This window comes from Anaerococcus sp. HMSC075B03, from assembly GCF_001815585.1.
Taxonomy (GTDB): Bacteria; Bacillota; Clostridia; order Tissierellales; family Peptoniphilaceae; genus Anaerococcus; species Anaerococcus vaginalis.
Map to the genome: position 1 here is coordinate 70,885 of NZ_KV821206.1, position 26,417 is coordinate 97,301.

The 26,417-nt window shown below is 31.1% G+C and carries 25 protein-coding genes, 1 pseudogene and 1 riboswitch; of the genes and pseudogenes, 10 read left to right on the top strand and 16 right to left on the bottom strand.

Annotated elements, in window-relative coordinates:
* The 4 genes and pseudogenes from HMPREF3045_RS08400 to HMPREF3045_RS08415 all read left to right on the top strand — a co-directional run.
* Nucleotides 1-644, top strand: a pseudogene (locus HMPREF3045_RS08400) (conjugal transfer protein TraA); the annotation flags it as partial.
* Between the two features lie 87 nt (nt 645-731).
* Complete coding sequence (locus HMPREF3045_RS08405) at nt 732-1,091, top strand: DUF3796 domain-containing protein (protein WP_070738613.1); 360 nt, start codon at nt 732-734, stop codon at nt 1,089-1,091.
* On the top strand, nt 1,084-1,287 hold the full coding sequence (locus tag HMPREF3045_RS08410; protein ID WP_019118616.1) for a helix-turn-helix transcriptional regulator: 204 nt from the start codon (nt 1,084-1,086) through the stop codon (nt 1,285-1,287). Before HMPREF3045_RS08405 ends, HMPREF3045_RS08410 begins: the two co-directional genes overlap by 8 nt.
* 100 nt (nt 1,288-1,387) lie before the next feature.
* Nucleotides 1,388-1,552 carry a transposon-encoded TnpW family protein gene (locus HMPREF3045_RS08415; RefSeq protein WP_070738615.1) on the top strand — a complete coding sequence of 55 codons (165 nt, stop codon included), beginning with the start codon at nt 1,388-1,390 and terminating at the stop codon, nt 1,550-1,552.
* Nucleotides 1,553-1,731: 179 nt separating this feature from the next.
* Here the strand turns inward: HMPREF3045_RS08415 and HMPREF3045_RS08420 are convergent, their stop codons facing one another.
* The 3 genes from HMPREF3045_RS08420 to HMPREF3045_RS08430 form a co-directional block, all read right to left on the bottom strand.
* On the bottom strand, nt 1,732-3,066 hold the full coding sequence (locus HMPREF3045_RS08420) for a sodium-dependent transporter (RefSeq protein WP_070738617.1): 1,335 nt from the start codon (nt 3,064-3,066) through the stop codon (nt 1,732-1,734).
* 196 nt (nt 3,067-3,262) lie between these two features.
* Nucleotides 3,263-4,537, bottom strand: a complete 1,275-nt coding sequence (locus HMPREF3045_RS08425; protein ID WP_070738619.1) for an amidohydrolase family protein — start codon at nt 4,535-4,537, stop codon at nt 3,263-3,265.
* 8 nt (nt 4,538-4,545) lie between these two features.
* Nucleotides 4,546-5,967 (bottom strand): NCS2 family permease, encoded by a 1,422-nt coding sequence (locus tag HMPREF3045_RS08430; RefSeq protein ID WP_070606463.1) that lies wholly within the window; start codon nt 5,965-5,967, stop codon nt 4,546-4,548.
* A gap of 58 nt (nt 5,968-6,025) precedes the next feature.
* Nucleotides 6,026-6,122: riboswitch (purine riboswitch) on the bottom strand.
* A gap of 200 nt (nt 6,123-6,322) precedes the next feature.
* On the opposite strand from HMPREF3045_RS08430, the gene HMPREF3045_RS08435 reads away from it, so the two are divergent.
* The gene (locus tag HMPREF3045_RS08435) at nt 6,323-7,111 is read left to right on the top strand and encodes a hypothetical protein (RefSeq protein WP_070738621.1); all 789 of its coding nucleotides are present in this window, start codon (nt 6,323-6,325) and stop codon (nt 7,109-7,111) included.
* Between the two features lie 255 nt (nt 7,112-7,366).
* Here HMPREF3045_RS08435 and HMPREF3045_RS08440 read toward each other — a convergent pair whose 3' ends face one another.
* Both HMPREF3045_RS08440 and HMPREF3045_RS08445 read right to left on the bottom strand, forming a co-directional pair.
* Nucleotides 7,367-8,668 (bottom strand): pyrimidine-nucleoside phosphorylase, encoded by a 1,302-nt coding sequence (locus tag HMPREF3045_RS08440; protein ID WP_070738623.1) that lies wholly within the window; start codon nt 8,666-8,668, stop codon nt 7,367-7,369.
* Nucleotides 8,669-8,728: 60 nt separating this feature from the next.
* The gene (locus tag HMPREF3045_RS08445) at nt 8,729-8,953 is read right to left on the bottom strand and encodes a hypothetical protein (protein ID WP_004839362.1); all 225 of its coding nucleotides are present in this window, start codon (nt 8,951-8,953) and stop codon (nt 8,729-8,731) included.
* Nucleotides 8,954-9,045: 92 nt separating this feature from the next.
* Here HMPREF3045_RS08445 and HMPREF3045_RS08450 point away from each other — a divergent pair, with 92 nt between their 5' ends.
* The 5 genes from HMPREF3045_RS08450 to HMPREF3045_RS08470 all read left to right on the top strand — a co-directional run bounded on the left by HMPREF3045_RS08450 (nt 9,046) and on the right by HMPREF3045_RS08470 (nt 12,785).
* Nucleotides 9,046-9,450 (top strand): hypothetical protein, encoded by a 405-nt coding sequence (locus HMPREF3045_RS08450; RefSeq protein ID WP_070738625.1) that lies wholly within the window; start codon nt 9,046-9,048, stop codon nt 9,448-9,450.
* A 99-nt stretch (nt 9,451-9,549) separates the two neighbouring features.
* Nucleotides 9,550-10,620, top strand: a complete 1,071-nt coding sequence (locus HMPREF3045_RS08455; RefSeq protein WP_070738626.1) for a DNA adenine methylase — start codon at nt 9,550-9,552, stop codon at nt 10,618-10,620.
* Nucleotides 10,621-10,635: 15 nt separating this feature from the next.
* Nucleotides 10,636-11,175: a PD-(D/E)XK nuclease superfamily protein gene (locus HMPREF3045_RS08460; RefSeq protein ID WP_070738627.1), complete on the top strand. Its 540-nt coding sequence runs from the start codon at nt 10,636-10,638 to the stop codon at nt 11,173-11,175.
* A 3-nt stretch (nt 11,176-11,178) separates the two neighbouring features.
* Nucleotides 11,179-12,039 carry a type II restriction endonuclease gene (locus HMPREF3045_RS08465; RefSeq protein WP_070738628.1) on the top strand — a complete coding sequence of 287 codons (861 nt, stop codon included), beginning with the start codon at nt 11,179-11,181 and terminating at the stop codon, nt 12,037-12,039.
* Nucleotides 12,039-12,785, top strand: coding sequence for a TRM11 family SAM-dependent methyltransferase (locus HMPREF3045_RS08470; protein WP_070738629.1), 747 nt, complete (start codon nt 12,039-12,041; stop codon nt 12,783-12,785). The genes HMPREF3045_RS08465 and HMPREF3045_RS08470 overlap by 1 nt, the downstream gene beginning before the upstream one ends.
* A 236-nt stretch (nt 12,786-13,021) precedes the next feature.
* Here the strand turns inward: HMPREF3045_RS08470 and HMPREF3045_RS08475 are convergent, their stop codons facing one another.
* The 11 genes from HMPREF3045_RS08475 to xdhA all read right to left on the bottom strand — a co-directional run bounded on the left by HMPREF3045_RS08475 (nt 13,022) and on the right by xdhA (nt 26,167).
* Nucleotides 13,022-14,185 (bottom strand): M20 metallopeptidase family protein, encoded by a 1,164-nt coding sequence (locus HMPREF3045_RS08475; protein ID WP_070738630.1) that lies wholly within the window; start codon nt 14,183-14,185, stop codon nt 13,022-13,024.
* Nucleotides 14,185-15,168 carry a molybdopterin-binding protein gene (locus tag HMPREF3045_RS08480; RefSeq protein WP_070738632.1) on the bottom strand — a complete coding sequence of 328 codons (984 nt, stop codon included), beginning with the start codon at nt 15,166-15,168 and terminating at the stop codon, nt 14,185-14,187. The genes HMPREF3045_RS08475 and HMPREF3045_RS08480 overlap by 1 nt, the downstream gene beginning before the upstream one ends.
* A gap of 68 nt (nt 15,169-15,236) precedes the next feature.
* Nucleotides 15,237-16,013 (bottom strand): XdhC family protein, encoded by a 777-nt coding sequence (locus HMPREF3045_RS08485; protein ID WP_070738633.1) that lies wholly within the window; start codon nt 16,011-16,013, stop codon nt 15,237-15,239.
* Nucleotides 15,994-16,815, bottom strand: coding sequence for a selenium-dependent molybdenum cofactor biosynthesis protein YqeB (gene yqeB / locus HMPREF3045_RS08490; protein ID WP_070738635.1), 822 nt, complete (start codon nt 16,813-16,815; stop codon nt 15,994-15,996). The genes HMPREF3045_RS08485 and yqeB overlap by 20 nt, the downstream gene beginning before the upstream one ends.
* Nucleotides 16,802-17,374, bottom strand: a complete 573-nt coding sequence (locus HMPREF3045_RS08495) for a nucleotidyltransferase family protein (RefSeq protein WP_070738637.1) — start codon at nt 17,372-17,374, stop codon at nt 16,802-16,804. The genes yqeB and HMPREF3045_RS08495 overlap by 14 nt, the downstream gene beginning before the upstream one ends.
* Nucleotides 17,364-18,071, bottom strand: a complete 708-nt coding sequence (yqeC, locus tag HMPREF3045_RS08500; protein WP_143269989.1) for a selenium cofactor biosynthesis protein YqeC — start codon at nt 18,069-18,071, stop codon at nt 17,364-17,366. The genes HMPREF3045_RS08495 and yqeC overlap by 11 nt, the downstream gene beginning before the upstream one ends.
* Before the next feature lie 257 nt (nt 18,072-18,328).
* A complete protein-coding gene (gene xdh / locus HMPREF3045_RS08505; RefSeq protein WP_218970145.1) occupies nt 18,329-20,965 on the bottom strand; it encodes a selenium-dependent xanthine dehydrogenase in 2,637 nt (878 codons plus the stop codon).
* Nucleotides 20,965-22,347, bottom strand: a complete 1,383-nt coding sequence (gene hydA, locus HMPREF3045_RS08510; RefSeq protein ID WP_070738638.1) for a dihydropyrimidinase — start codon at nt 22,345-22,347, stop codon at nt 20,965-20,967. The genes xdh and hydA overlap by 1 nt, the downstream gene beginning before the upstream one ends.
* A 15-nt stretch (nt 22,348-22,362) precedes the next feature.
* Nucleotides 22,363-22,962, bottom strand: coding sequence for a xanthine dehydrogenase subunit XdhC (gene xdhC, locus HMPREF3045_RS08515; RefSeq protein WP_070738640.1), 600 nt, complete (start codon nt 22,960-22,962; stop codon nt 22,363-22,365).
* Complete coding sequence (gene xdhB / locus HMPREF3045_RS08520) at nt 22,955-23,839, bottom strand: xanthine dehydrogenase subunit XdhB (RefSeq protein ID WP_070738642.1); 885 nt, start codon at nt 23,837-23,839, stop codon at nt 22,955-22,957. Before xdhB ends, xdhC begins: the two co-directional genes overlap by 8 nt.
* A gap of 12 nt (nt 23,840-23,851) precedes the next feature.
* Entirely contained in the window at nt 23,852-26,167 is a 2,316-nt protein-coding gene (xdhA, locus tag HMPREF3045_RS08525; RefSeq protein ID WP_070738644.1) for a xanthine dehydrogenase subunit XdhA, read from the bottom strand.
* Nucleotides 26,168-26,417 lie beyond the last annotated feature (250 nt).

Consider the following 26,417-nt stretch of genomic DNA (forward strand, 5'->3'; position numbering starts at 1 on the left):
ATTGGATAAGAGGAATTGGAAAAGAAGAAAAAGCAGAAATTGATAATCTCAAATCTACCCTCCAATCCAAAGAAAATTTGCTATCCATTTTTGAAAATCTTATCCGTAAAAAAGCAGATAGCAATAACACAGATTTAGGAAAGTATGTTGAAAGCTATCAGTTCTTAAAAGAGAAAAATATCATTTCTGTATCTGAACTGAAAGAAAATATAGTTACTTTAAGAGATAAGAACTACAAGACTACGAGAACTATTAAAGACACCGAAAAGAAAATAGATGATAGAGTACAACTTATCGACCACGCCGAGAAATATTTGAAGCATAAAGATACCTATAAAGCCTATACCAAGCTAAAGAAAAATAAACAAGATACTTTCTACAATGAACATACCGCAGAGATTATTTTATTTGAAAGTGCAAAGAAATATCTCAAAGAGCATTTAGGAGAAAGCAAGACCCTAAATATATCCAAATGGAAATCAGAAATAGGCACTTTGAGGAAAGAAAAAGATACTTTATATTCTCAAATCACAGATATACGAAAAGAAGTGGAGCAGGCTGAAAGTGTTAGAAGCTGTATAGAGAATCTACTAACAGAAAACAGAGGACTAACACAGGTTAAGAGAAATGAGTTGGACATATAATTTTAATATTAATTTGTTGACACCAAAAACTGAATGTGGTATATTTATATCATAAAGATAGAAATATACCACATTAGGAGGTCTATTATGAAAAGAAAATTAAATCCAGTCGGGTTTTTATCCTGTATTTCCATTATTGCGTTGATGGGGTTTATTACAAATAATCGAGGATGGTTTGGTTTTTTAGGTTTTCTTTATTATTTTAGATACTTTTGGATTATACCAGATGAATCTTTCCGAAATAATATCGAGAAATCAGCTACAGTCGCTTTTTTTGCTCAACTTTTTTCTTTAGCTCCATTATTGTTTTTAACCAAATTCTTAATAAGACACGAAAATTTTGTTCCTATATCATTTGGGATAAGCTTTTGCGTAGGGATTTTATTTTTTACCTTGACAATAGCTGTTTTGGAATGGAGGGAATCTAAAGGGATATCAAATGATTAAAAATAAGATAAAGGAATATAGGGCTAAAAATAATATGAAACAGGAAGAGTTGGCTCAAAAAGTAGGTGTAAGAAGAGAAACAATAGGGAATTTAGAAAAAGGTAGATATAATCCGTCTTTGGTACTTGCTTGGAATATAGCAAAACAGTTCAATGCTTCAATTGAAGAAATATTCACCGTAGAAGATGAGATATAAATTTATATTTTACAGAAGATAATGTAATGAGGATTCAAGAAACAGTAAATCAAAAAAGGTTTACTGTTTTTTCTTTGCCTAAAAGAGGAAAGGAGGACTTATGGAAGACGAAAAAAGAAAAATAAAAACACCACCTAATAAACAGTTAATTATGGATATAGGAAAGACAAAATATACTGTAAACCTACATTTCAAGCAAGGTACAGGGGAAACATATAAGGATAAAATACTAAAGCTAATCAAGAGAGAAACGGAGAAGATATAAATTTGTCAAAGAAATTTTGTTTATGTCCTTGACAAATCTTCCCAAATCAAGGCACAATCATCTAGTCGAGATGAGTTTTAGCATAATTTTATTTTTGAATTATTAATGTACTATTAAACTGACTTTGTCTGCGCTCTAACTAGATAAAATAATTATCTCGTTTACTTTTATATAATTTATCAGCCTATTCCTCCCAGAATTGCTCCTGCTATCAAGGCTATTAGTGCTGCTCCTACGTATATATATTTTGAAAGTAGAAAATAAAAATTTCCAACTGGTTTTTTTGCTCCTTGGTTTACTGCTTTTAGGGCAAATTCTTTTCCTCCTACCCACAAAAACATTATTCCTGCAAGTCCTGCTCCCAATGGGCAAACATAAATCGAAATTACATCCATCCACTCTCCTACAATTTTTTGAATCAATATTGCCATTATGCAACCAAAAATATGAATTATAAGGGTTGATTTTTTTCTAGAAAAATTAAATTTTTCTTGCAAATAGGCTACTGATGATTCGTATAGGTTTATAATTGAGCTAATTCCTGCGAATAAAACGCAAAGGTAAAAAATTATTCCCAAATATCTTCCAGCTGGCATAGAATTTAAAACATTTACTAAGTATATAAACATAAGTCCTGGTCCGCCAGTATCAAGCGGTGTATTTGTAGTTGCCATGGCTGGAATTATTACAAAAGATGCCATAAGTGATGCTATTGTATCAAAAATTGCTACATTTTTTGCAGATACAATAAGGTCTTCTTTTTTTGACAAATATGAGCCGTAAATTATTGTTCCAGATCCTGCTACTGAAAGTGAAAAAAATGCTTGGCCAAAGGCATATATCCAAACTTTTGGATTTTTTATTAAATCTTTGTTGATGGTAAAAATATATTCGTAGCCTTTTGATGAGCCTTTCATTGTTGAAATATAAATTGCAAGAAATACAAACAAAATAAAAAGTGCTGGCATCATTATTTTATTTGATTTTTCTATTCCTTTTGAAACTCCCAAAATCATAATAAAAAAACTTGCAATTATGGCTATTACTATCCAAAGATTTGCCCCGCTTGCTGTTTTTGAAAAAGTTTCGCCAATAAGGTCCATATTATTTCCCATAGCTTTCAAATCTCCAGAAAAAGCCATAAAAGTATATTTAAAAATCCAAGCCATTACGCAAGTATAGCCAATAGCAAGGGCAAGCGAACCTACAACTGGAATTATTCCAAGTCTTTCGCCAATTTTTTTGTTCTTGTATCTTAATTCGGTGCATTTACCAAAAGCTCTAACAGTTCCAGATTCTGTAAATCTTCCCAAAGCCATCTCACTTATAACACCTGTTGATGCAATTAAAATTACAAATATAAAATATGGAATCAAAAAAGTCATCCCATCATATTGAGAAACAAGAATTGGAAATCTCCAAATATTTCCCATCCCAACAGCCGAACCTATGCAAGCTAAAATAAAGCCCCACTTACTTTGAAATCCATCTCTTTTTAAATTCTTTTCTTTCATAATTTACTCCTAGTATTATTATAACAGAAAATAATAATTTTTATTTTATTTTAATAAATATTAAAAAAGTAGGCAAGTAAGTTTTATAACTTTGTAAAAAAGATTAAAATTAATCCATAAAAATCCTTCCGATTTTAAAATTTATAAAGAGTTTTTATTAAAAAAACTCCGCCTGCTTTAAAACAGGCGAAGTTTTTTAAAATATTTTATTTCCTCTTACAAATTTTGAAACTATATCTTCATCTTTTGACAAATATACTATTCTTTCAAGTCTTTGTTTTAAGTTGAATTTATCTTCTTCTAATAATTTTTCATCATCTATTACTATAGCATCGAATTCGTAACCTTTTTCAAATGAACCGACTTTTCCAAAAAATTCTCCTCCGCCTAAAGTTGCCATATAAAATGCTTCTTCAAGGCTTAATGGTTTTATTTTTTCGTCGACTAATCTATATCTTAATTTTGAAACTTTTATGGCATCTGCCATGGCTTTAAAAATTGATGCGTGAGTTCCTCCTGCAACATCCGAACCAAGTCCAATTTTTTGTCCTTCTCTTAGATATTTTCCTGCAGGAGCAATTCCTGATGTTAAATTTGTATTTGAATCTGGGCAATGTGCAATGAAAACTTCGTTTTCTTTTATCAAATCTTGTTCATCATCATTTGAATATACACAATGAGCCATTACCGTTTTGTTATTTTTGCCAAATAAATCAAAAATATTGTAAGCATCTCCATAAAATTTAGCCTTTGGAACTAATTCTTTTACCCATTCTATCTCTCCCAAATTTTCTGATAAGTGAGATTGGATAGGAAGATTGTACTCATCTTTTATTTTTCTTAATTTTTCAAGCAATTCGTCAGTACATGATGGGATAAATCTTGGTGTTAAAATTGGATAGGTGTTTTTGTATTTTCCTTTAATGGATTCAAGCCAATCAAGTGTAGCCTTTTCCGACTGATTTGCATCTTTTTCTTCAAGGTCTACTCCACCATTTCTATCCATATTAACTTTTCCAACAAATGAAACCATTTTTGATTCTTCCATCAAATCCATCAAAATTTGTGTAGATTTTACATGGAGGCTTGCAAAAATTACATGTCTTGTATTTGGTCCATATTTTAAATAATCTACAAATCTTTGGTAAGATCTTTTGGCATAATCTTCGTCTTTAAATTTCGCCTCGCTTGGAAATGTGTAAGTGTTTAACCAATCCAACAATTCCAAATCCATGCCCATACCCCTAAAATTATATTGAGGGGCGTGGATATGAAGGTCAACAAGACCTGGGCAAATTATTTTTTCTCCAAAATCTATGACTTCTATGTCTTTATATTTTTCATCTAATTTTTTGAAAACTCCCATTGATTTTCCATCTTGGCAAATAAGATAAGAATTTTCAAAACAATTTATTTCGTTTTGATTTTTACTATAAATTATATTTCCCTTTAGGGCATAAGTTTTTGTCATTTGTCCACCTACCCTAAGGTTATAAAGGCATACCTAAATACAAAGGTAAGGGCAATTATTAGTGTTAGTGGTTTTATTTGATCTTTTTGTCCTGTAAAGAATTTTGCTATACAATATGTGATTAAGCCAAGTGCTATACCATTTGCTATTGAATATGTAAATGGCATGAAAACTATTGTACAAAATGCTGGGAGTGCATTTGTTATGTCGTTAAAATCTATGTCTTTTACGCCACCAAGCATCAAAATTCCTACGAAAATTAAAGCTGGTGCTGTAGCTTGTGCTGGGATTATAGAAATAATTGGCACAAATATTATTGATAATAAAAATAAAAGTGCTGTTGTAAGACTTGTAAGTCCTGTTCTTCCACCTTCTGCAATACCTGCTGATGATTCTACAACTGTAGTTACTGTACTTGTTCCAACCAAAGCTCCTGCTGCAGTAGAAATTGCATCACTCATTAGAGCCTTTTTCAAATTAATAACTTCCCCTTTTTCATCAACAAGACCAGATTGTTTTGCTGCTGCAAGCAAAGTTCCAAGTGAGTCAAACATATTTACAAGTGAAAAGCTTAGAACAAGCATAGTTACAGTAAAAATTGATGTCCACATATTTTCTCCCGCAAAAAGTCCTGCGAAATCTAAATTAAAAAATGAAACTTCAAAAAAGTCATTAACTTGTGCTCCCAAATTTAAGCTTAAATTTGAAATATGAGTAAGTCCCATTGGAATACCTAAAAGAGTTGAAGCTAAAATAGAAATCAAAATTGCTCCCTTAACTTTTTTGTAAGATAAAATTGCTATTAAACAAAGTCCAATAAGTGAAAGGACTGCACCCATAACAAGTTCTACATTTGCATCAGGGCCTCTCCATTTTGCAAAATCTACAAGAGAAACCAAGGTAGCCTCATTTCCTACAACAAGACCTGCGTTTTTCAAACCAATTATGGTAATAAACAAACCAATTCCAGGTGTCATAGCAAGTTTTATAGAATCGGGAATTGCACGAATAATTGCCTCCCTAATTCCAAGAGCTGTGATTACAATAAATAATATTCCTGAGATAAAAACAATTACAAGAGCTTGGGCATAAGAATATCCCATACCAAGCATAGTAGTATAAGCAAAAAATGCACTTAGGCCCATGCCGGGAGCTTGAGCAAAAGGAAGTTTTGCATAAAAAGCAACTAAAATTGTACCAATAAAGGCACCAAGACAAGTTCCGATAAATACACCGTTTGAAATTTTTTGAGCCATTTGGCTATCACCCATAATTTCAAAAGGCGAAGACAAAACTTGAGGGTTAATTATCAACACATATGCGATAGTGATAAAAGTAGTGATTCCAGCGATAATTTCAGTTTTTACATTAGTATTATTTTCATTAAGATGAAAAAACCTATTTAGAAAACCATTTGTTTTTGAGTCCATAAGGATCCTCCTTCATAATTTTTTTCTAATTTAATAGTTATAGTTATTTTAAGATTAACTATTAATCTTTAAAAGCCATAGCCACTTATTTACGGTAAGTCGTAGAAACTCTCAACCAATTATGAGATTATATCGCTTTTAGTCAAAACTTATCATTTGTCGACAATTAAGATAACGTTTTCTGTATTATACTACATACAACATTTCTTTGTCAATAGCTTATTAGCGAAATAAAGTTATTTTTTAATTTTTTTATAAGATTTTTTCAAAATTTTGTGATTTTCAAAAAATAAAAATTAAAAATCAAATTATTTTAAAAATGGGTAAATATCTATTGAGATTTTTAGGAGGACTTATGAAAAAGAAATTAAAAAATAAAAATTACCTAATCGGATTAATAATGTTCATTTTGACATTGATTTTTTCTTATATGGCTTATGTTGGAGTATTTTTTTTACACAAATATAAAGATATTTTAGAAATGTATGAAAATCCACTTGTACCCGACTTTTTTACTTTTTATATTTGGATTTTCATTTATATTTTTTCTCTTTTATTTTTGCTTTTGCCTTTTATTAAAAAGCTTTCAATGACAAATGAGGAAATTTATTACGAAAAATTGATGCCACTATTTATTTTTTGGAATATGGCAAATGGAATTTATGTAGTAATGGTAAACAATAATTATCTCATGCCAGCTCTTATAGGAGCAATGGCTTATGCTTTGATTTTGATTAATCTTGTAAAAACTATTGATCAAAATAAGGATTTTTCTAAAAAATACAAATATCTTATTACTCTTCCTACAGGAATTCATGCAGGATGGATTATTTTTTTGGTTTTTACAAATATAATGATGGTTCTTTTCGAAAATAGAAAAGATTCATATTCAACTTTTGCAATAATTATAAGCCTAATTTTATTAATTCTTGCAAGTGCTGTGGTTTTATTTGTTTTTAAAGAAAATAAAAATCAAGGACTTATTATTGGATTTTTATTTTCCTTGATTGGAATAATAGCAAGACAAAGACCATCATCAAGTTTTCAAAATTCTAATTATATTGTATTTATAGGAGCGATTGTTTTATTTATAATAACAAGCCTTGTCGCAATTTATATTCTTAAATTTATGAAAGACAAATAAAATTTAAAAATCCTAGCATTTTGATAGGATTCAGACTGTTGACAAACTAAAAATTTACTCATTTCGACCGAGTGCAACGAGCGGAGAAATCTCATGAGATCTCTCCATGCATTCGTTACACTCACTTAGTCGAGATGGGCTGTGGCGTAATTTTATTTTTAAATTAACTATGAATTACTAAACTGACTTTGTCTACGCTCTGAATCCTAGCTTTTTTGCTAGGATTTTTATGATTTTATTATTTTAACTTCAAAACTATTCCACAATTTCTTCTACAACTGGAATTGGATTTGTTTTTTCATTTGAGTAGGAAAATGTATTGTAAAAACTTTCTATCCATTCATCCGTTAGTTTTTCGTCGTGATAAACTGTTGCAAGAATATCGTCTTTTTTGATTTTATCGCCTTTTTTCACTTTCATTTCAAGTCCTACTGCATAATTTATATTATCTTCTTTCTTTTCGCGTCCTCCTCCAAGTTTCATTGACAAAATTCCAAGGTTCATGGAATGGATGTTATCAATATAACCTTCTTTTTGGGATTTCATTTGAGTTTTAAATTTTGCTTGAGGCAAAAGGTCTGGATCTTCTATTTGTTTTACATTTCCGCCTTGATATTCAACCATTTTCTTTAACTTTTCAAAGGCTTTTCCAGAATTTATTGCATCTTCAAGCATAGCTCTTGCTTCATTTTTATTTTTTGCAATTTTTCCTTGAACAAGCATAATCTCTCCTGCAGTCAAAACCAATTCTGTAAAATCTTTTGGCCCATTCCCTTTAACAGTTTCAATTGCCTCTTTTACTTCAAGAGCATTGCCGATTGTATTTCCCAAAGGTTGATTCATATCAGTAATCATTGCCTTGGTGTCTTTGCCAAGTTTTTTTCCTATATTTATCATTGCATTTGCCAATTTTTTAGCATCTTCAATTGTGTGCATAAAAGCACCCTCGCCATATTTTACATCAAGTAAAATTGTGTCAGATCCAGAGGCAAGTTTTTTACTCATTATAGATGATGCAATAAGCGGAATCGAATCGACAGTTGCTGTAACATCTCTTAGGGCATAGAGTTTTTTATCAGCAGGAACCAACTCTCCAGTTTGACCAATAATTGCAAAGCCAATTTCATTAACTTGTTTTTTAAAATCTTCTTCTTTTAAAAATACATTGAAGCCTTCAATTGATTCCAATTTATCAAGTGTTCCACCAGTATGACCCAAACCACGTCCGCTCATCTTTGCAAGTTTTAAACCACAAGCAGAAATTATTGGACCAAGAGCAAGAGAAGTTTTATCTCCAACCCCACCAGTTGAATGTTTATCAGCCTTTATTCCATTAATATCAGACAAATCAATAACATCGCCACTTTTCATCATACATTCTGCAAGTTTTGCAGTTTCATGATCTGTCATGCCATTTAAAACAATAGCCATAAGAAGGGCAGAAGTTTGATAATCAGGAATTGATTCATCCGTTACACCATCAATCCAAAATTTAATTTCCTCATCTGTTAATTCTTCTTTATTTTTCTTTTTTTCAATTATATCTACAAATCTCATCGTATCCTCCTAATTATATATAAATACCCATTTTTCAAATTTTTGAAAAATTTATATAAATTAAGCGTTTTCTTTATCAATTAATTTTTCAATATTCTTATTAAGCCTATCAAGTTGTTTAATCATAAGCCAATTTTGTGCAAACAAAGCATTGATTCCACCACTAGCAAACATAGTAGAATTATTAAAAATAAGGTCTAAATCCTCTTTCTTAATTTCTTCTAGTTCATAATAATCAACAATTTGTTCAAATGCTTTCTCATTTTTCCTATCAAAAATCGCCATGTCATCCTCCAATCTATATATTAATTTTACCCCATATAAAAAATATATATAAATTTCTTTTTATTATGATATTATTTATATAGGAGGATTTTATGATTAAAAAATTAATTAAGAATTTTAAACCTAATCTTTTTAGGGTTTTTATTTTACTTATTTTATTTTTGATTATGGGCGGAGTTTTTTTGGCAACGAATATGAGCGGAGCTGTACTTTTGATTGGAGATTTGCTTTTTATATTTGTTACCTTGCTTTTTTCAGATCATTTTGACTTGTATAAGTCCAAAAAATATAAAAATCAATTTTTAATAACCGTAGTATTTACAATTATTTTAATATTAATTTTATCTATGGTTTTAGTTTCTTTGGATATGGATGTCAATGATTTTAAAGGATTTAAATCTATTTCTTTTAATTTATATGTGCTTACAGGAGCTTATATTTTATCTTTACTTTACAAGGAAATCAGATACTTTTTGGATAAAAGGGCAAAAAAATAAGAGGATTTATCAATAATTTTTATTTTTTTAGTTTAAAATAGTATTGCTATTATTCGAGAATTAGAATATAATATAACAATCTGAAAAGGAGGTCTTATAATGGATTATATTTCTGCTAGAGAAGCAGCTGATAAGTGGGGAATTTCACAAAGAAGAGTTGCTGTTCTTTGCTCTGAAAATAGAATCAAGAATGCAACTATGTTAGGAAATATGTGGCTTATCCCTTCTTCAGCTAAAAAACCTATAGATGCAAGAAGCACAAGATATAAAAACATTGAAGAAAAAACAGTTAAGCCTTTTTTGAAATGGGCAGGTGGAAAAGGACAACTCCTAAAAGAAATTGAACAATATTATCCTTTTGAAGACAGTAAAATAACAAAATACGCTGAACCATTTGTTGGTGGAGGTGCAGTTTTGTTTGATATACTTGACAAATATAATTTGAAAGAAGTTTATATTAGCGATATTAATTCTGACCTTATAAACACTTATCAAACAATTAGAGATTATGTAGAATGTTTAATTAAAAAGCTGAGTTTTATGCAAGATGAATTTATCCCATTAGATACAGCAAATCGAAAAATATACTATATGAAAAAGCGTGAGCGTTTTAATGAACTGAAAATTGATGATAACGAAAACGACAAAATTGAAAAAGCAGCATTAATGATTTTCTTAAATAAAACATGCTTTAACGGGTTATTTAGAGTAAATAAAAAAGGCTTATTTAATGTTCCTATGGGAGCGTATAAAAATCCTTTGATTTGTGATGAAAAAAATCTCAAATCTGTATCTGATAAACTACAAAAAGTTATTATAGTATGTGGAGATTACAAAAATTCATCTGATTTTATTGATAAAAATACCTTTGTTTATTTTGATCCTCCATACAGACCTATTACCGATACAGCAAATTTTACAGCTTATACCAAAAATTTGTTTAATGATGAAAAGCAGATTGAACTAGCTCGATTTGTTGATGATATGGATAAAAAAGGTGCCAAAATTGTAGTTAGCAATTCGGATCCAAAAAATACAAATGAAGAAGATAATTTTTTTGATAATATTTATTCGGCTCATAAAATAAAACGTGTTGAGGCTACAAGAATGATTAGCCGTAATAGCAAATCAAGAGGAAAAATTAAGGAATTACTTATTAGTAATTTTTAGGGAGAATTTGAAATTATGATAAAGAATGGAAAAGGCGGTGGAAACACCAAAACAGGACTTGTCTTTGAGGGAAAAACCGATTTAAAAACCTTCTTGAAAAATCAAAATGGATATAGTATAACTGAGGATAATTGTGTTTTCTATAATGGTGAAAAAGTTGCTCGAATATTCAAAAAACATGAGTTTTATAAATATTTAAAAGAAGTTGATGTTGATTGGACACAGTATATTTCCAAAAAACTCCTACCCGATAATAGTATTTATGTAATTGTAGAAAATAAACTTTTTATTATTGAATGTAAATATCAGCAAGTTGAAGGATCTGTTGATGAAAAATTACAAACATGCGATTTCAAAAGAAAACAATATCAAAAGTTAATGGCACCACTCAATATTGATGTAGAGTATGTGTACTTGCTCTCAGATTGGTTCAGAAATCCTAAATATAAAGATGTTCTGGATTATATCATAAGTATGCACTGCCACTATTATTTTGAATATATACCACTTACTAAGTTTGGATTACCCATGCCACATAATAGCAAGGAGAAATAATTAATGTCAAGAGATTTTAATGAATGGCTAAATGATTTTCGTTACAGTATTGCAGATTATGGATACTATATTAATTTTGAAAAAGTTTATAGAAATATTTATAGTATTAAAGTGGAACTCAACATTTTAAATTCACTTATTGGTTCCAAAAATATTGAAGAAGATTTTGAAAATCTTGTAAAAAAATATCCAGAAACATTAAAATGTGTACCACTACTATTAGCAGTTAGAACAAACGAAATATATGCAATTGATAGTGATGGAGATTTTAATTATAATTTTAAAAATCCTAATTTACCTTTTGAACAATATAAGACATTTATGCAAAAAACTGGTCTTTTCGATTTGATTGAAAATCATATAATCAATAATCTTGTAGATTATGCAACTGGTGTTGAAACTGGCCTTGATTCTAATGGTCGTAAAAATCGTGGCGGTCATTTAATGGAAAATTTAGTTGAAAGTTTTATTCAAAAAGCAGGATTTAAAAGAAATGATACTTATTTTAAAGAAATGTATATTCATCAAATCACAAATAAATGGGGAATAGATCTTTCCTCTATCTCTAATAAAGGTAAGGCTGAAAAGCGTTTTGATTTTGTAATAAAAACTCCATATATGATTTATGGTATTGAAACTAATTTTTATGGAAGTAGTGGAAGTAAATTAAATGAAACAGCTAGAAGTTATAAGACACTTGCTTTAGAATCTAATGAAATTAACGGATTTACATTCGTTTGGTTTACTGATGGAAAAGGGTGGAAAAAAGCACGTAATAATCTCGAAGAAACATTTGATGTTATGCAACACATTTACAATATCAAAGATTTAGAGGAAGGAATAATTAGTGAGGTTTTTAAATAATGGCGAAAAAAATAATAAAATGGGAGCCTGAAGATTTTGAATTAGAAATGACTACACATTGGTCTTTTCCAAAACGTGGTAACTGGGCAACGCACGATGCAAAATGGCGTGGAAATTGGTCGCCTTATATTCCCCGCAATATCTTGCTTAGATATTCTAAAGAAAATGAGCTTGTATTAGATCAGTTTGCTGGTGGTGGAACTACTCTTGTAGAAGCAAAATTGCTTAATAGAAATATAATAGGCGTTGATGTAAATGATATTGCACTTGAAAGATGCAGAGAAAAAACAAACTTTGAGCACGAAGGGGCTAATGGAAAGATATATTTACGTAAAGGTGATGCACGAAATTTAAGTTTTATTCCTGATAATAGTATTGATTTAATATGTACGCATCCTCCCTATGCTAATATAATAAAATACAGTGAAGATATTGAGGAAGATTTATCTATATTGAAAGTAAAGGATTTTCTAGAAGAAATGAAAAAAGTAGCTAATGAAAGCTACAGAGTTTTAAAAAATGATAAGTTTTGTGCTGTTCTTATGGGAGATACCCGTCAAAAAGGACATATGATACCTATGTCTTTTGATGTTATGAAGATATTTCAAGATGCTGGATTTAAACTAAAAGAATTAATTATTAAAGAACAACATAATTGTAGAGCAACTGGTTTTTGGAAAACTAACAGCGTGAAATACAACTTTTTACTTATTGCTCATGAATATTTGTTTGTTTTTAAAAAGTGAGAAATACTCAAAATATATTTTATAAAATATTATATAAAATAATTAGATCCAATTCTATATATAAAAATATTTATAAATAAGCTAAAGGCTATAAACAATAAACTTCATAGCCTATTAGCCTTAAAAGAATAGAAAAAACTCAAACAAAAATACAATTATTCATTTTTTGTTTTATATTATTTTCATAAGTATTTTAAAATTTTAGAGCTCTTTAGCTCTTATTTTTTTCTATATCCCTATTTTTGTAAATCCAAAACTGCATTTGCCATAACTTCTACTGCTGGCTTTATCGCCTTATCTGAGCAGTAGAAATTTTTGCTGTGGAGGGCTTCTTTTTTGTGATTTTCTTCTCCGCTTCCAAACCAATAGAAAAATCCTGGGACTTTTTCCATGTAAAATGCAAAATCTTCGCTTGCCATGGTTTGTCCTTCTTTTATTATATTTTCTTCTCCCAAATTTTTTTCTGCCGATTTTAAAACTTTCTCATACATTTCTTCTGGATTATAGACTAGGGGAATTTTTTCTGTGTATTTTATTTCGTACTTACATTCATAGGCACAGGCCATATTTTTTACAATCTCTTCCATTCTTTTTATTGATTTTTCTAAAGATTTTTTTGAAAGGGACCTGATTGTTGCAGACAGATGAGTCCTATCTACAACCAAATTATTTTCTGAACCTCCATTTATGGAATTTACGGATAAAACTGTAGAGTCAAATGGATTTGTATTTCTTGAAATAATTGTTTGAAGTGCCATGACTATATTTGATGCGCAAACTATTGGATCGATGTTTAAATGTGGCATAGATCCGTGTTGGCCTTTTCCAATAATTTCAATTTTAAAATTGACCTTTGTGCTCATAAGAGGGCCTTTTTTTATTATCGCCTTGCCATAATCAATTTCTGGCCAATTGTGAAGGCCCAAAATCTTGTCAATTTTTACTTTTTCAAAAAGTCCCTTGTCCAAATATTCCTTGGCTCCTGTCGTTATTTCTTCTGATTTTTGGAAAATAAAAACCACATCGCCCTTTAATTTTTCCTTATTTTTTGATAAAAGTTTAGCTATAGCAAGGACAACCGATGTGTGATAATCGTGGCCACAAGCGTGCATGATCTTATCATTTTTTGATTTGTAGGAAATTTCTGTTTCTTCCTTTTGTAAAAGAGCGTCAATATCTGCCCTAAGACCAATAACTTCTCCATTTTTTCCAGTATTAAGCCTTGCAATCAAACCAGTTTCTATTGGAAAATCTATAATTTCTATTCCATCAATTTTTTCCAGAAAGTCCCTTATAATTTTTGTTGTCCTAAATTCATTTTCAGAAACTTCTGGGTGCATGTGAATATCGTGTCTAATTTTTATTATTTCTTCTAAATCTTCTTTCGAAATTTCAAGCATTATTTGTTTAATAGTCCTCCCTCTCCAAGTTCAATAAAATCTTCTTTTTTAAGGTCGATTTTTGCAAAAATTCTTGGCAAAAATATGTCAAAACTTGTAAATTTTGAATGCATACTTGCTCCTGGCACTCCAACCAAATAAGTTTTTCCCTTCATTCCAACCGTAAGCATATTGCCTGGTTGGACTGGCATTCCTTGGATGATAAATTTGTCAGATAAATCTTTTATGGTTGATGGAGTTATATCGTCAGGATCTACACTCATCCCACCAGAAAATACAACAAGGTCTACGCCTTTTTCAAAGTATTTTTGACAAATATTTTCTATATATTCTCTATCGTCTGGGCATTTTTCGATTCCAATTAATTCGTGGTCAAAGTGGGATAATTTTTCCCTAACTACCGGCTCAAACATATCTTTTATTCTACCTGTAAAAACTTCATTTCCAGTAATAATTACACCAACTCTGAGCTTTTGAAATTTTTTCACTTCAAAAATCGGCTCATATTTTTTGGCGATTTTTTTAATATTTTGAACCTGATTTTCTTCGGTAAAAAGAGGAACAATCCTTCCCCCAACCAAATTGTCCCCTTCATTTACAATTGAATATGAAGGGATTGTTGCAAAAGTGTAATCTCCTTCCATATTTAGGTCAAAAAGTCCCTTTCTGTTTATCACAAAAAGTCCATAGGTCTTGCTTTTAAAGCCAATTTTTCCTTCTGATGGATTTGAATAGGAAATATTTTCTCCAATCAAATCATCAGAAACTTCTTTTATTGCATCTTCTTCGTGGACAAAGCCCGGGTCAAGTTCACCAACAAATAAATTTTCCTTGCCTATATCTTTTAATTTTTCTATATCTTCTTTTTGGATTACATGGCCTCTTTTAAAAAGTACGCCTTTAAAGCCACTTGCTTTTATTCCAGTTAAATCATGAAAAAGAACTTGTCCAATCGCATCTTCTACTTTTATTTTTTTTAGCATAAATTCTCCTGTTTATAAATTTTTCCAAAAAATTACAAACCATTAAATATTTAATGGTTTGTATTTTTTTAATTTTCTATTACTTTATTGTTTTTTATTGAAATCATCAAGGATAAAATTGAAATTGCAATTTCCTCAACGCTTCCATCGTCAATATCATAACCTACTGGGGCGTGAACTTTTTTTAGTAAATCTTCACTAACTCCTTTTCCTTTTAGATTGTCAAAAACTCTTTTTACCTTTCTTTTTGAACCAATCATGCCAAGGAATTTGTAATCTTTATCGATGACATTTTCCAAAACTTCCTCATCATAATCTGGTGTGCAGATTAAAATGTAGGTATTTTTGTTAAATTTATAGGTTGAAGCAAAATCTTTTGGATTTGAAATTACAAATTCTCTTATATTTTCCAAATCTTTTTTGTCTTCGAAATCTTCTCTTTGGTCAACTACGGTCACGTCAAAATTTGTATTTACAGCAACTCTTGTAAGCTTTTGTCCAACATGGCCTGCCCCAAAAATAATCAAACTGGGATTTGCCCTAAATATTTTTATATAACCCTTGTTTCTTCCTCCACAAGACATTTTCACTTCTTGTTTTTCATTTAAAGTATAATCAAAAGATCTTTCCTCGTCATCTTCTAGGGCTTTTTTTGCTTGTTTAATAAGGTCAAACTCTATTGGGCCGCCTCCGATTGTGCCACAAATTTCTCCATTTTCAAATACTGCCATAGAAGAATTGTCCTTGCCAGGAGCTGAACCCTTGGTTTCTGTAAGAATTACCAAGGCAACATTTTCTCCCCCATCAAGTTTTTCTACAATTTTTTTAAGAATTTGTATATCCATTTTCAATTCTCCTTTTTCCTATAAGAATAGCCTCAAGGCAGCCTCCTCCAATAAGTCTTGCCTTATCAGAAATAGTTTTTGCATTTTTTGGAATAACCCTTGGATCAACATCCCCAATTTTTAAACCCTTTGTAACATAAGAGCCATTTCCAATCATGCCCCTAACCATTCCATCAAGTTGTGATTTTATTTCTTTTCCATTTACAAGAGCGACAACTTGATCTTTTTTTACAACAGAACCAATATCTTCAATAACTTGGATTTCTCCCTCATCTATTGCTCTTAAAATTCTTTCACTTGTAAATCCTTTAATATTTCCAGGAATTCCTGTATTTTTTTCAGCAAAGCCTTCAAAAATTAATCTACCAAGGTCATGTCCCCTGTTTGTTTCAATTACATAATCAACATCAACTCCTGCCTCATAACCAGGTCCAAGAGCGATTGTAATGTCAGCCATATTTTTATTTGTTCCAATATTTTTTTTGGCAAGAGTTCCATCAACCACAGCCATTGGTTTTAATTCTTCTAAAATTTCAGCCTTTGGGTCAACAAAAACCGGAACTACATTTTCATCCCAGGCTTTTTTAATTTGTTCAAGATTTTCCACCTTTCTTGCAGTAAAATCTTCAATCTGTACTTCACCATCAAAAATTGCTTGGGCAGTTGAGACATACCTTCTTATACAAAGAGGTTTTTCCATCTCCAAAACCAAAACCTTAAAACCAGTTCTAAATAATTTTTGGATAGAACCAGTTGCAACATCGCCACCGCCCCTAAAAACTACAATATTATTTAGCGGCATCTTCCAATTCCTCCAAATTTTTATATGTGTCAATATCCCACAATTCTTTAATATCGTCAATTTTAACTTCATTTTTATTATCATCCTTAACCAAAATCATTCCGCCTTGGTCAAAATCTAAAGACAAAAGACCTTCCCTGTATTCTGGCGAGAAAATTACAGGAGCTCCCCTTCTTTTTTCAGTTCTTGGATAGGTAATCAATTGATTTTCCTTATATTTTTCAATTAATTTATTTACAGTTTCAACTTTTAATAAAGGTTGGTCAGCTACAAAAAACATCATAGCAGAATCCTTATCACAATTTAAAACTCCAAGCTTAATTGATGCAGATTTGCCAACTTCATTGTTGTCATTGAAAATAGCTTTAAAGCCTCTTTTTTTGGCAGATTCAAGAATTTCATCATAAGATGAAACAAGGATAACATCATCAAAATCAATTTCTTCTACCAAATCAAGAGCCCATTCATAAAGTTTGTCGCCCTTAAAATCAAGTAAAAGTTTATTTTCTCCCATTCTTCTAGAAAGTCCAGACGCCATAATAATTGCACTAATTTTCATAATATTTCTCCTTTAAAATTGATCCGTAAAAATAATTTAAATTTATTTTCTCTCTTAAATAACTTATTACCCCTTTTGCCTGATTTTTCTCAAAAATACTATCAGCTTGGTTAAAGAAAATAAATTTTTCTCCGCAAAAATCTCCAAAAATTCCAGATTTTATAAGTTTTTCAAAAACTTCTTCATCTACAATATCACTTTTTATATTCTCCCTAAATTCATCAAAATTATAAATAAAATCAGGAGAAATTTTTTTACCATAAACTTTTATAGAAAAAATTCCAACAAGTTTATCTGTAAAATCATAAACTACTGGTTCATATTCTTTCCAAAATTTTAGGGGAAGATTTCTACATCCATCTGCTTCTATTATAATATAATCAAAGTCTTTTTTTATAGTTTTTAAATTATTTTCTCCAATAGACTTTAATTTATTAACTCCATCAAGTTTTTCACCAATACCTACAATCTTATTTTTATAATCTTTTTTTTCATAATCGTCAAAAGACAAAAAAAGTTCATCGACTTGGTCTTTTTCTGGGACTTTTATTTTTGTAGAAGTAGTAATTAAAACCGAACCTTTTTTCTTTAAAATATTTGCAAGATAAAACATAAGAGAAGTCTTACCACCAGATCCTGTAATAGAAATCACATCATTTTTTTTAATATTTAAAATCTCATCTAAATTTTTTTCCATAATAAAATAAATTAAAGGACTGTGAAAGACAATTTTTAAAAAAGCAGAAAATCGAAATGCTAAGAATATCATGCGGAAAAAATTGTTTTGATTTCAAATTTAAAACTTCGTCCAAAATCGCACTGTTTGAGGGCGTCGCCCAAGTTTGCGATTTTAGAAGTTTTAAATTTAGAAATCATCAATTTTAGTAGTCCGATATTCGTGCATGTCGATTTATCTACTTAATTAAAGTGTGAAATTCACAATCCTTTATTCTCCTATTTTTTTATAATTTTCTTTTTCTTTTTGCTATAAGCTGTATCTCTTAATGGAAGCTCTAATCTTAAATCGTGGTCTTTTGCATAATATGCTCCTTGAACTGCTGGTGCTGTTGGAATTGTTGCAATTTCTCCAATTCCTTTTGCTCCGTAAGCAAGGTCTAATAATTCATCTTTTTCAATTAAAATTGTATGAATATTTGGAGCATCTGGTGCTTTCCACAAGCCCATTGTTCCATATTTTGCTTTTAAAACAGAATTTTGAACTTTCAAATCTTCTGTTAAAGCATAACCAAGACTCATTATAACTCCACCTTCGATTTGTCCTTCAATTGTTGTAGGATTTACAACTTTTCCAGAATCGTGAGCAGCATAAACATCTGTAACTTTTCCATCATCATCTAAAATTGCAACGTGAGCTGCAAAGCCGTAAGCAATGTGTGATTTTGGATTTGGTTTATCAGAGCCAAGCGGATCTGTTGGATCATCATATTCGTAAAAATATTCTTTTTTATCAAGCTCTTCAAGTCTATGGTTTTCTAAATCTTTGGCAAGTTGTTCTGCACATTTTTTTGCAGCCTCACCAGTTATAAGAGTGTGTCTTGAACCTGATGTTGTTCCAGAATCTGGACTTGTTAAAGTACTTGGTGGCATAACTTTTATTTTGTGATATGGAAGTCCTGTTGCCTTTCCAACCATTTGTAAAATAATTGTACCAACACCTTGACCTATACAAGTTGCTCCAGAAAATACTTTTACAAAATCTTTTTCAACAACAATTTTAACCCTACCAATATCTTTTAGCCCTACACCAACTCCGGCGTTTTTCATAGCAACTGCAATTCCTGCATGATCTTTATTTTTTTCATAAATATCTTTTACGGCATCAAGACATTCAACAAGGGCAGTTGATCTGTCAGCAATTTGTCCGTTTGGAAGAACTTCGCCTGGTTTTATTGCATTTCTGTATCTAATTTCCCAAGGAGAAATTCCAACTTTTTCTGCCAAAATATTTATGTTTGATTCCATTGCAAAATTTGATTGGCAAACTCCAAATCCTCTAAAGGCTCCTGCTGTAGGATTGTTTGTATAATATCCGTAGCCTTTTATATCTGTATTTTGATAATTGTAAGGACCTACTGAATGTGTACAAGCTCTTTCCAAAACTGGTCCACAAAGTGAAGCGTAAGCTCCTGTATCAAAATATATTTCACATTCCATTCCTTGGAAAATTCCATTTTCATCACAGCCGATTGTAAATGTTCCTTCCATTGGGTGGCGTTTTGGATGCCATCTTAATGATTCATCTCTTGTAAATTTATGTTTTACTGGTCTTTTGAAAAGATAAGCTGCAAGAGCTGCTGGTGGCTGAACACTCATGTCTTCTTTTCCACCAAATCCTCCGCCGACAAATGGATTTACTACGACAATTCTTTCTGGAGTATCTTCCCAATCAAACATAATTGACAATTCTCTTCTTGTATCATAAACTGATTGGTCGGATGAATAAACTCTTACTCCATCCTTGTATGGTTCTGCCACACAACATTCTGGTTCAAGAAAAGCGTGTTCACCAAGTGGAGTTTTGTAAGTAAAGGTTGCTGTATATTTTGAATTTTCCAAAGCTTTTTTTGCATCTCCACGAGAAACATGTCTTTGTTGGCAAAGATTGTCAACGCCTTCGTGAACTTGTGGGGCATCTTCTGCCATAGCATCTTTGATTGAGCTTACTGGTTTTAATTCTTCAAGCTCAACCTTTACAAGTTTTTTTGCCTTTTCCAAAGTTTTTTCATCTTCTGCAACTACAAAACAAAATGCATCTGCAAGGGAAGCAGTTGTTTGTCCAACATCAATAAATACTGGCCAATCTCTTTGGATGTGCCCAACTTTTTGAACTGGTAAATCTTTTGCTGTAAGAACTCCAACAACTCCATCAAGTTTTTCCGCTTCGCTTGTGTCAAGGCTTAAAAGTCTCGCTCTTGGGAATTTGCTTCTTACACAAGAACCATAAGCCATATTTGGAAGTTCTATATCATCTGCATAAGTTCCTGTTCCAAGAATTTTTTCTTTTGCATCAATTCTGTCGGCTCTTGCTCCAACAAAAGCATCGCTTTCTTCGTCTTTTATTTCTTCTTCGCCTCTTAAAATTTTTCCAGCTAAAGTTATTCCATCTACAATTTTTTTGTAGCCTGTGCACCTACAAATATTTCCCTTAATAGCTTCTCTAATTTCTTTTTCTGTTGGATTTGGATTTTGTCTAATTAGACTTGCTCCACTCATAACCATTCCAGGAATACAAAATCCACATTGAACAGCTCCTGCCTTGGTAAAGGCGTATGTAAAGGCATCTTTTTCTTTTTGAGATAGACCTTCGTTTGTTATAATTTCTTCTCCATTTAATTTTGATAGCCTAACTATACAAGATTTTTTGTGAATATCTCCAACTATAACTGTACAAGTTCCACAAGCTCCTTGGCTACAACCATCTTTAACAGAAAATAATTTTAAGTCATCTCTAAGAAATCTTAATAAAGATTTATCTTCGTATGTTTCATAAGTTTTCCCATTAACTTTTATAATAAAGGGATCCTGTCCTTCTATTTTTTTTCCTATTAAAATCGTATCTTTATTTGTCATCATATTTCCTTATCTAATTTTCTTTTTATAAATTTGCCCATGCCTTTTTTTCCATAGTATCCATTTTTATCCAAAATAATTTTTCCTCTTGCTATTACTGTATCAACTTTTACATCTGTTTTATATCCTTCATAGCTTGTGTAATCACATTTTGAATGTCTGTTTTCTTCTTTTATTGTGTAGGAAATTTTGGAAAATATTCCTATATCTGCGTCCTTTTTTTCTTTTATACTTCCTTTTTTATTTGAAAATCCAAAAATTTCTGCTGGATTTTTGCACAAAAGATTTGTCAATTTACTTAATGGAATATTTCTTTTTAAGCCTTCAGTCAAAACTACTTCCATTCTTTCTTCAACTCCAGGAATTCCTCCTGGTGCTTTTGTAAAATCATCAGCGTAAGGTTTTTTTTCGCTCTCATAAATAAATGGACAATGGTCAGTTGCTATTACATCCACATCTCCATTTTTAATTCCCTCCCACAAGGCTTCAATGTCTGATTTTTTTCTAAGTGGAGGTGCGCAAATATATTTAACTGCTTCTTCGTTTGGATTATCCATATATTTACTTTCATCATAGACTAGATATTGGGTGCATGTTTCGCAATAAATATTTTTAAGTCCTCTGGCTCTTGCTGCTTTTATTTCATCAAGTCCTTGTTTGGTTGATGTGTGAACTATATATAATTTTGGATCATTTGCTACTTTTGAAAGATAGGCAAGTCTATTTATTGTTTCTGCTTCGCTTTCATTTGGTCTTGTAAGGGCATGGTATTTTGGAGAAAGATTACCAGCTTCTATCGCCTCTTTTCTCAATTCTTTTATGAGCCCATCGTTTTCACAATGAACACAAACTATTGTTCCAACTTCTTTTGCTTTTTTCAAAACTCTTAGGATTTCATCATCTTCAAGTTTTCCTGCATAAGTTGAATAGATTTTGATGGATGGGATTCCCTCATCCATCAACTCCTCTATTTCTTCTATCAATTCATCATTTACTTCATACATTGCTCCGTGAAAAGAATAATCTATAACAGCTTTTCCGTCTGCAATATCGTGATAATGGTCGATTAATTTGTGAAGGCTTGCTCCTTTTTCTAAGGCTCCTATATGATCACAAATGGTAGTTGTCGCTCCATAACTTGCTGCTATTGTTCCTGTATGAAAATCATCACAAGCAACAAATTTTCCCAAATCCAAAGACATGTGGGTGTGAACGTCTACTCCACCTGCCGTAACTATTTTATCTTTGGCATCAATAATTTTTTCAGCACTTAGGTTTAAATTTTTGCCAATTTTTTGGATTTTTTCATCTTCTATATAAATATCTAAATTTTCTATTTTTTCATCTAGAACCACAGTTCCATTTTTAATCAATATAGACACGCCTTCACCTGCTTTTTACATATAATCTTTTTTATCTTCTTCTTTGATTTGATTTACTACATGTTCTTCTATTTCTTCAAAACCATTTTCAATATTGTTTGCTTTTTGTACTGCTATTAAAATATTTTCGTAACCTGTACATCTACACATGTGATTTGCCAATTCTTTTCTTAGCTCATCAATTGTGTAATATTTTCCTCTTGCTATTATTTCTGTTGCAGAAACTATAAAACCTGGTGTACAAAAACCACATTGAACTGCTGCTTCATCTACAAAGGCTTGTTGGATAATTGAAAGTGAACCATCAGATGCTGTTAGGCCTTCTGTTGTCCAAATATCTTTTCCTTCTGCCCAAATTGCAAGATAAATACATGAGTTAAAGCTTTCGCCGTCAATCAAAACTGCGCAAGCTCCACATTCTCCAACTTCGCAACCTTTTTTTACACTTGTAAGGGCAAATTCATTTCTCAAAAAATCTGTAAGTGATGCTCTCACATCAACCATTTTTGTAACCCTGATTCCATTAATTCTACATTTTACAATTTTATATTGAGGTTCGTAATGTAGTTTTTCTTCTGGTTTTGGGCCGTATGGTCCATATTCTCTGCTATGCATTTAATCCCTCCTCATGTTTTTTTCTAATTTCTTTTAAACATCTTGTGGTTATTTCGTAAAGTATTTGTGTTCTTAGGGCTTTTGATGCTCTCCATGAATCTCTTGGAGATAATTCATCTAGGGCTTTTTTTGCAAATACATTTATATTATTATCTGTAAGTTCTCTTCCTAGCAAAGTTTTTTCTGCTTCAAAAGCTCTAACTGGAATTGCAGCTGCAACTCCATAAGATATTCTTACTTCTTCTACTTTATTATTTTCATCAAATTTTACATTTGCTGATGCTGTTGATGTTGCTATATCCATAGCATTTCTCATTGCATATTTAAAATAGTGTCCGTAATGATTTTCGTAGGATTCTTTTTTAATTTTTATTGCTGTAACAATTTCAGTTTCTCTTATGTCTACTGTTGCATATTTTATATAAAAATCTTTTACAGGAACTTCCCTGTAGCCATTTTCGCCTTTTAATTCAATTATTGCATCATAAGCCATAACTGTTGTACAAGAATCTGCTGATGGAGCTGCGTTACAAATATTTCCACCAATTGTTGCAATATTTCTAAGTTGAGGACCTCCTGCAGTGTCAACTGCTTCTCCCAAAGTATTTATATATTTTTGAATTATTGGATCATTTGTAATGTGAGTAAAGCTTGTCAATGAACCAATTCTAATTGTTCCATCTTCCTCCATGCTAACTCCCCTAAGCTCATCTATAAGATAAAGTGAAATAAGCTCAAGGCCTGCCATTTTCCCTTCTCTAATTTTTACCAAAACATCAGAACCACCAGCTATATATCTTGCTTCAGGATGTTCTTTTTTTAATTGTATTGCCTCATCGATTGTATAGGCTTCATAAATTCTTTTTACATCATACATAATTTTTCTCCTTTAAGCATCATATTCCATATCTTGTTCGTAATCATTTTCAATTAGTCCAGCTTCTTTGAAAAGTGGGAACAAAACGTGTGGTGTCATTGGACATTTATTAACTTGTACTCCTGTTGCATTTAAAATTGCATTTCTTATTGCTGGAGCTGGAGAACAAGTTGGTGGTTCACCAAGTGATTTTGTATTAAATGGTGAAACTGGTGATGGATTTTCTATAAAGTAAACTTCAAAGTGTGGATGATCCATTGTTGTTGATAATTTATAATCAAGAAGATTATTATTTAAAATTTGTCCCTTATCATTGTATTTTAATTCTTCTGATAAAGCATAACCTACTGCCATACTCATTCCGCCATGAGCTTGAGCTTCAGCAAGTCTAGGATTTATAAGTCTACCACAATCGTGAACATTTATAAGTCTTAGAAGTTTAACTTTTCCAAGAGAAATATCAACTTCAACTTCTGCAAATGAACAACCAAATGAGAAAGCATTATTTCTTATTGTATAAGTTTCCTCAGCAGAAATATGTTCACTATCGCGAGTATCATACAAGGCTTCTGTTGCAAGCTCACCCAAAGTCATTAGTGGTTTATTATCAACTTTTCTAATTATCATACTATCAACAAGGTCAAGATTGTTTGGAGTATATTCCAAAATTTTTCTTGCCCTATCTAATATTTTTTCTTTAAATACTCTAGCAGTATTTGTAATAGAAAAACTTGAAACAAAAGTTTGTCTTGAAGCATAAGCTCCCAAACCAAATGGAGTTACATCTGTATCTTGAGTTGAAACTATATGAACATCTTCCATTTTTACACCAATAGCATCTGCTGCCATTTGTGAAAATGCTGTATCTCCACCTTGTCCAATTTCAGTTTCTCCAAGTTGCATTTGAACTGAACCGTCTTGGTTTAAAACCATTCTACAAGAAGAAGATTCTAGAGAAATTGGATAAACTGCTGTGTTATACCAAAATGTTGCAAGTCCTATTCCTCTTCTTATATTTCCAGTTTGATTTTTATATTCTTCTTTCTTTTTATCATAGTCAATTGCTTTTCTACCAACTGCCATTGCTTCTCTAAATGAATCATAATAATTTTCATTTCTTGAGAAACCATCAACAAATCCTTTTGGCATTATATTTTGAATTCTCAATTCCAAAGGATCCATATTCATAACTTTTGCAACATCATCAAGATGAGATTCAAAAGCAAACATAGTTTGTGGAATTCCATATCCTCTCATAGCTCCTGCTGTTGGAAGATTTGTATAAACAGTATAACCATCAGCTTGAGTATTATCGCAAGGATATAATTGATGGAAACAATTTGTTCCCTTTGCAGCAATAGAATGACCGTGAGATGCATAAGCACCATTGTTAGAAAATAATTCTAATTTTCTTGCAGCAAAAGTTCCATCAGCTCTTACATAAGAAATAATATGAAGTTTTTGTGAGTGTCTTGTTCTTGTTGAAACAAAAGTTTCCTCTCTTGATGTATCAAGTTTTACAGGATGACCGCCAACTTGAGTTGTAAGGTAAGCTGCTAATGGTTCATACAAAGCGTCTTGCTTGTTACCAAAACCTCCACCAATATATGGTTTTACAATTCTAATTTTTCCCCAGCCAATTCCCAAAGCTTGACCACAAACACGTCTTACAATATGAGGAATTTGAGTTGAAGCAATAACAACAATTTTTCCTTGCTCTTCATAAGCACAAGCAATTCCATTTTCGATATGAGAATGTTGAACGATTGGAGTTTCGTACCATCCTTCAACTTTTGTAAGGCCTTCTTCTTTTATAGCCTCTTCATAATTTCCCCTATGATTTTTAGTATGACCTAAAATATTGTCAGGAAATTCATCGTGAATTGGTCTTAATCCATTATTCATAGATTCAATAGGATCCAAAACAACTTCATATTCTTCATATTCAACTTCAATTAATTTCAAAGCCTGACTTGCAGAAACTTCATTTTCTGCAATAACTACAGCCACATCGTCGCCATAATATCTAACATGTTCATTTAATAATCTTCTATCAGCAACATCTTGGTGGCTTTTGTCAGTTGACCAAGGGTGACCTGCAGTTGGGAAAGAATGTTTTGGAACATCAAAACAAGTAATAATTTTTACAACTCCCTCAACCTCTTCAGCCTTTTTAGTATCAATTGAGATAACCTTTCCATGACCGATTGTTGAATGCAAAACTTTAGCAACATAAGCTCCCTTCATAATAAGGTCTTCTGTATATTTTGCATGACCAGTTACTTTATCGTACGCATCTACTCTTTTAACACTTTTTCCTACATACATTTTAACCTCCTAAAATGTTTCAAAGCATTTTTAATTTATGTACATTTACATTACTATTGTATTTTGTATATAATATATTACCACAAAATACTAATCGTTTTCAAGGTTTTTTCGCAAATTTTTAGTTAAATCAAAAATAATTTTAAAAATTCTTTAAAACAAATAATAGATTTATAAATTAGAGATTAGACAAATCGTATATTTATTAATAATATATTTTCACAAATAAAAATAAACCTATATACTTTCC

Excerpts from the sequence above, each read along its gene's own strand:
- HMPREF3045_RS08405 (WP_070738613.1), top strand. The coding sequence starts at position 732 with ATGAAAAGAAAATTAAATCCAGTCGGGTTTTTATCCTGTATTTCCATT.
- HMPREF3045_RS08410 (WP_019118616.1), top strand. The coding sequence starts at position 1,084 with ATGATTAAAAATAAGATAAAGGAATATAGGGCTAAAAATAATATGAAA.
- HMPREF3045_RS08415 (WP_070738615.1), top strand. The coding sequence starts at position 1,388 with ATGGAAGACGAAAAAAGAAAAATAAAAACACCACCTAATAAACAGTTA.
- HMPREF3045_RS08420 (WP_070738617.1), bottom strand. The coding sequence starts at position 3,066 with ATGAAAGAAAAGAATTTAAAAAGAGATGGATTTCAAAGTAAGTGGGGC.
- HMPREF3045_RS08425 (WP_070738619.1), bottom strand. The coding sequence starts at position 4,537 with ATGACAAAAACTTATGCCCTAAAGGGAAATATAATTTATAGTAAAAAT.
- HMPREF3045_RS08430 (WP_070606463.1), bottom strand. The coding sequence starts at position 5,967 with ATGGACTCAAAAACAAATGGTTTTCTAAATAGGTTTTTTCATCTTAAT.
- HMPREF3045_RS08435 (WP_070738621.1), top strand. The coding sequence starts at position 6,323 with ATGAAAAAGAAATTAAAAAATAAAAATTACCTAATCGGATTAATAATG.
- HMPREF3045_RS08440 (WP_070738623.1), bottom strand. The coding sequence starts at position 8,668 with ATGAGATTTGTAGATATAATTGAAAAAAAGAAAAATAAAGAAGAATTA.
- HMPREF3045_RS08445 (WP_004839362.1), bottom strand. The coding sequence starts at position 8,953 with ATGGCGATTTTTGATAGGAAAAATGAGAAAGCATTTGAACAAATTGTT.
- HMPREF3045_RS08450 (WP_070738625.1), top strand. The coding sequence starts at position 9,046 with ATGATTAAAAAATTAATTAAGAATTTTAAACCTAATCTTTTTAGGGTT.
- HMPREF3045_RS08455 (WP_070738626.1), top strand. The coding sequence starts at position 9,550 with ATGGATTATATTTCTGCTAGAGAAGCAGCTGATAAGTGGGGAATTTCA.
- HMPREF3045_RS08460 (WP_070738627.1), top strand. The coding sequence starts at position 10,636 with ATGATAAAGAATGGAAAAGGCGGTGGAAACACCAAAACAGGACTTGTC.
- HMPREF3045_RS08465 (WP_070738628.1), top strand. The coding sequence starts at position 11,179 with ATGTCAAGAGATTTTAATGAATGGCTAAATGATTTTCGTTACAGTATT.
- HMPREF3045_RS08470 (WP_070738629.1), top strand. The coding sequence starts at position 12,039 with ATGGCGAAAAAAATAATAAAATGGGAGCCTGAAGATTTTGAATTAGAA.
- HMPREF3045_RS08475 (WP_070738630.1), bottom strand. The coding sequence starts at position 14,185 with ATGCTTGAAATTTCGAAAGAAGATTTAGAAGAAATAATAAAAATTAGA.
- HMPREF3045_RS08480 (WP_070738632.1), bottom strand. The coding sequence starts at position 15,168 with ATGCTAAAAAAAATAAAAGTAGAAGATGCGATTGGACAAGTTCTTTTT.
- HMPREF3045_RS08485 (WP_070738633.1), bottom strand. The coding sequence starts at position 16,013 with ATGGATATACAAATTCTTAAAAAAATTGTAGAAAAACTTGATGGGGGA.
- yqeB (WP_070738635.1), bottom strand. The coding sequence starts at position 16,815 with ATGCCGCTAAATAATATTGTAGTTTTTAGGGGCGGTGGCGATGTTGCA.
- HMPREF3045_RS08495 (WP_070738637.1), bottom strand. The coding sequence starts at position 17,374 with ATGAAAATTAGTGCAATTATTATGGCGTCTGGACTTTCTAGAAGAATG.
- yqeC (WP_143269989.1), bottom strand. The coding sequence starts at position 18,071 with ATGGAAAAAAATTTAGATGAGATTTTAAATATTAAAAAAAATGATGTG.
- xdh (WP_218970145.1), bottom strand. The coding sequence starts at position 20,965 with ATGACAAATAAAGATACGATTTTAATAGGAAAAAAAATAGAAGGACAG.
- xdhC (WP_070738640.1), bottom strand. The coding sequence starts at position 22,962 with ATGCATAGCAGAGAATATGGACCATACGGCCCAAAACCAGAAGAAAAA.
- xdhB (WP_070738642.1), bottom strand. The coding sequence starts at position 23,839 with ATGTATGATGTAAAAAGAATTTATGAAGCCTATACAATCGATGAGGCA.
- xdhA (WP_070738644.1), bottom strand. The coding sequence starts at position 26,167 with ATGTATGTAGGAAAAAGTGTTAAAAGAGTAGATGCGTACGATAAAGTA.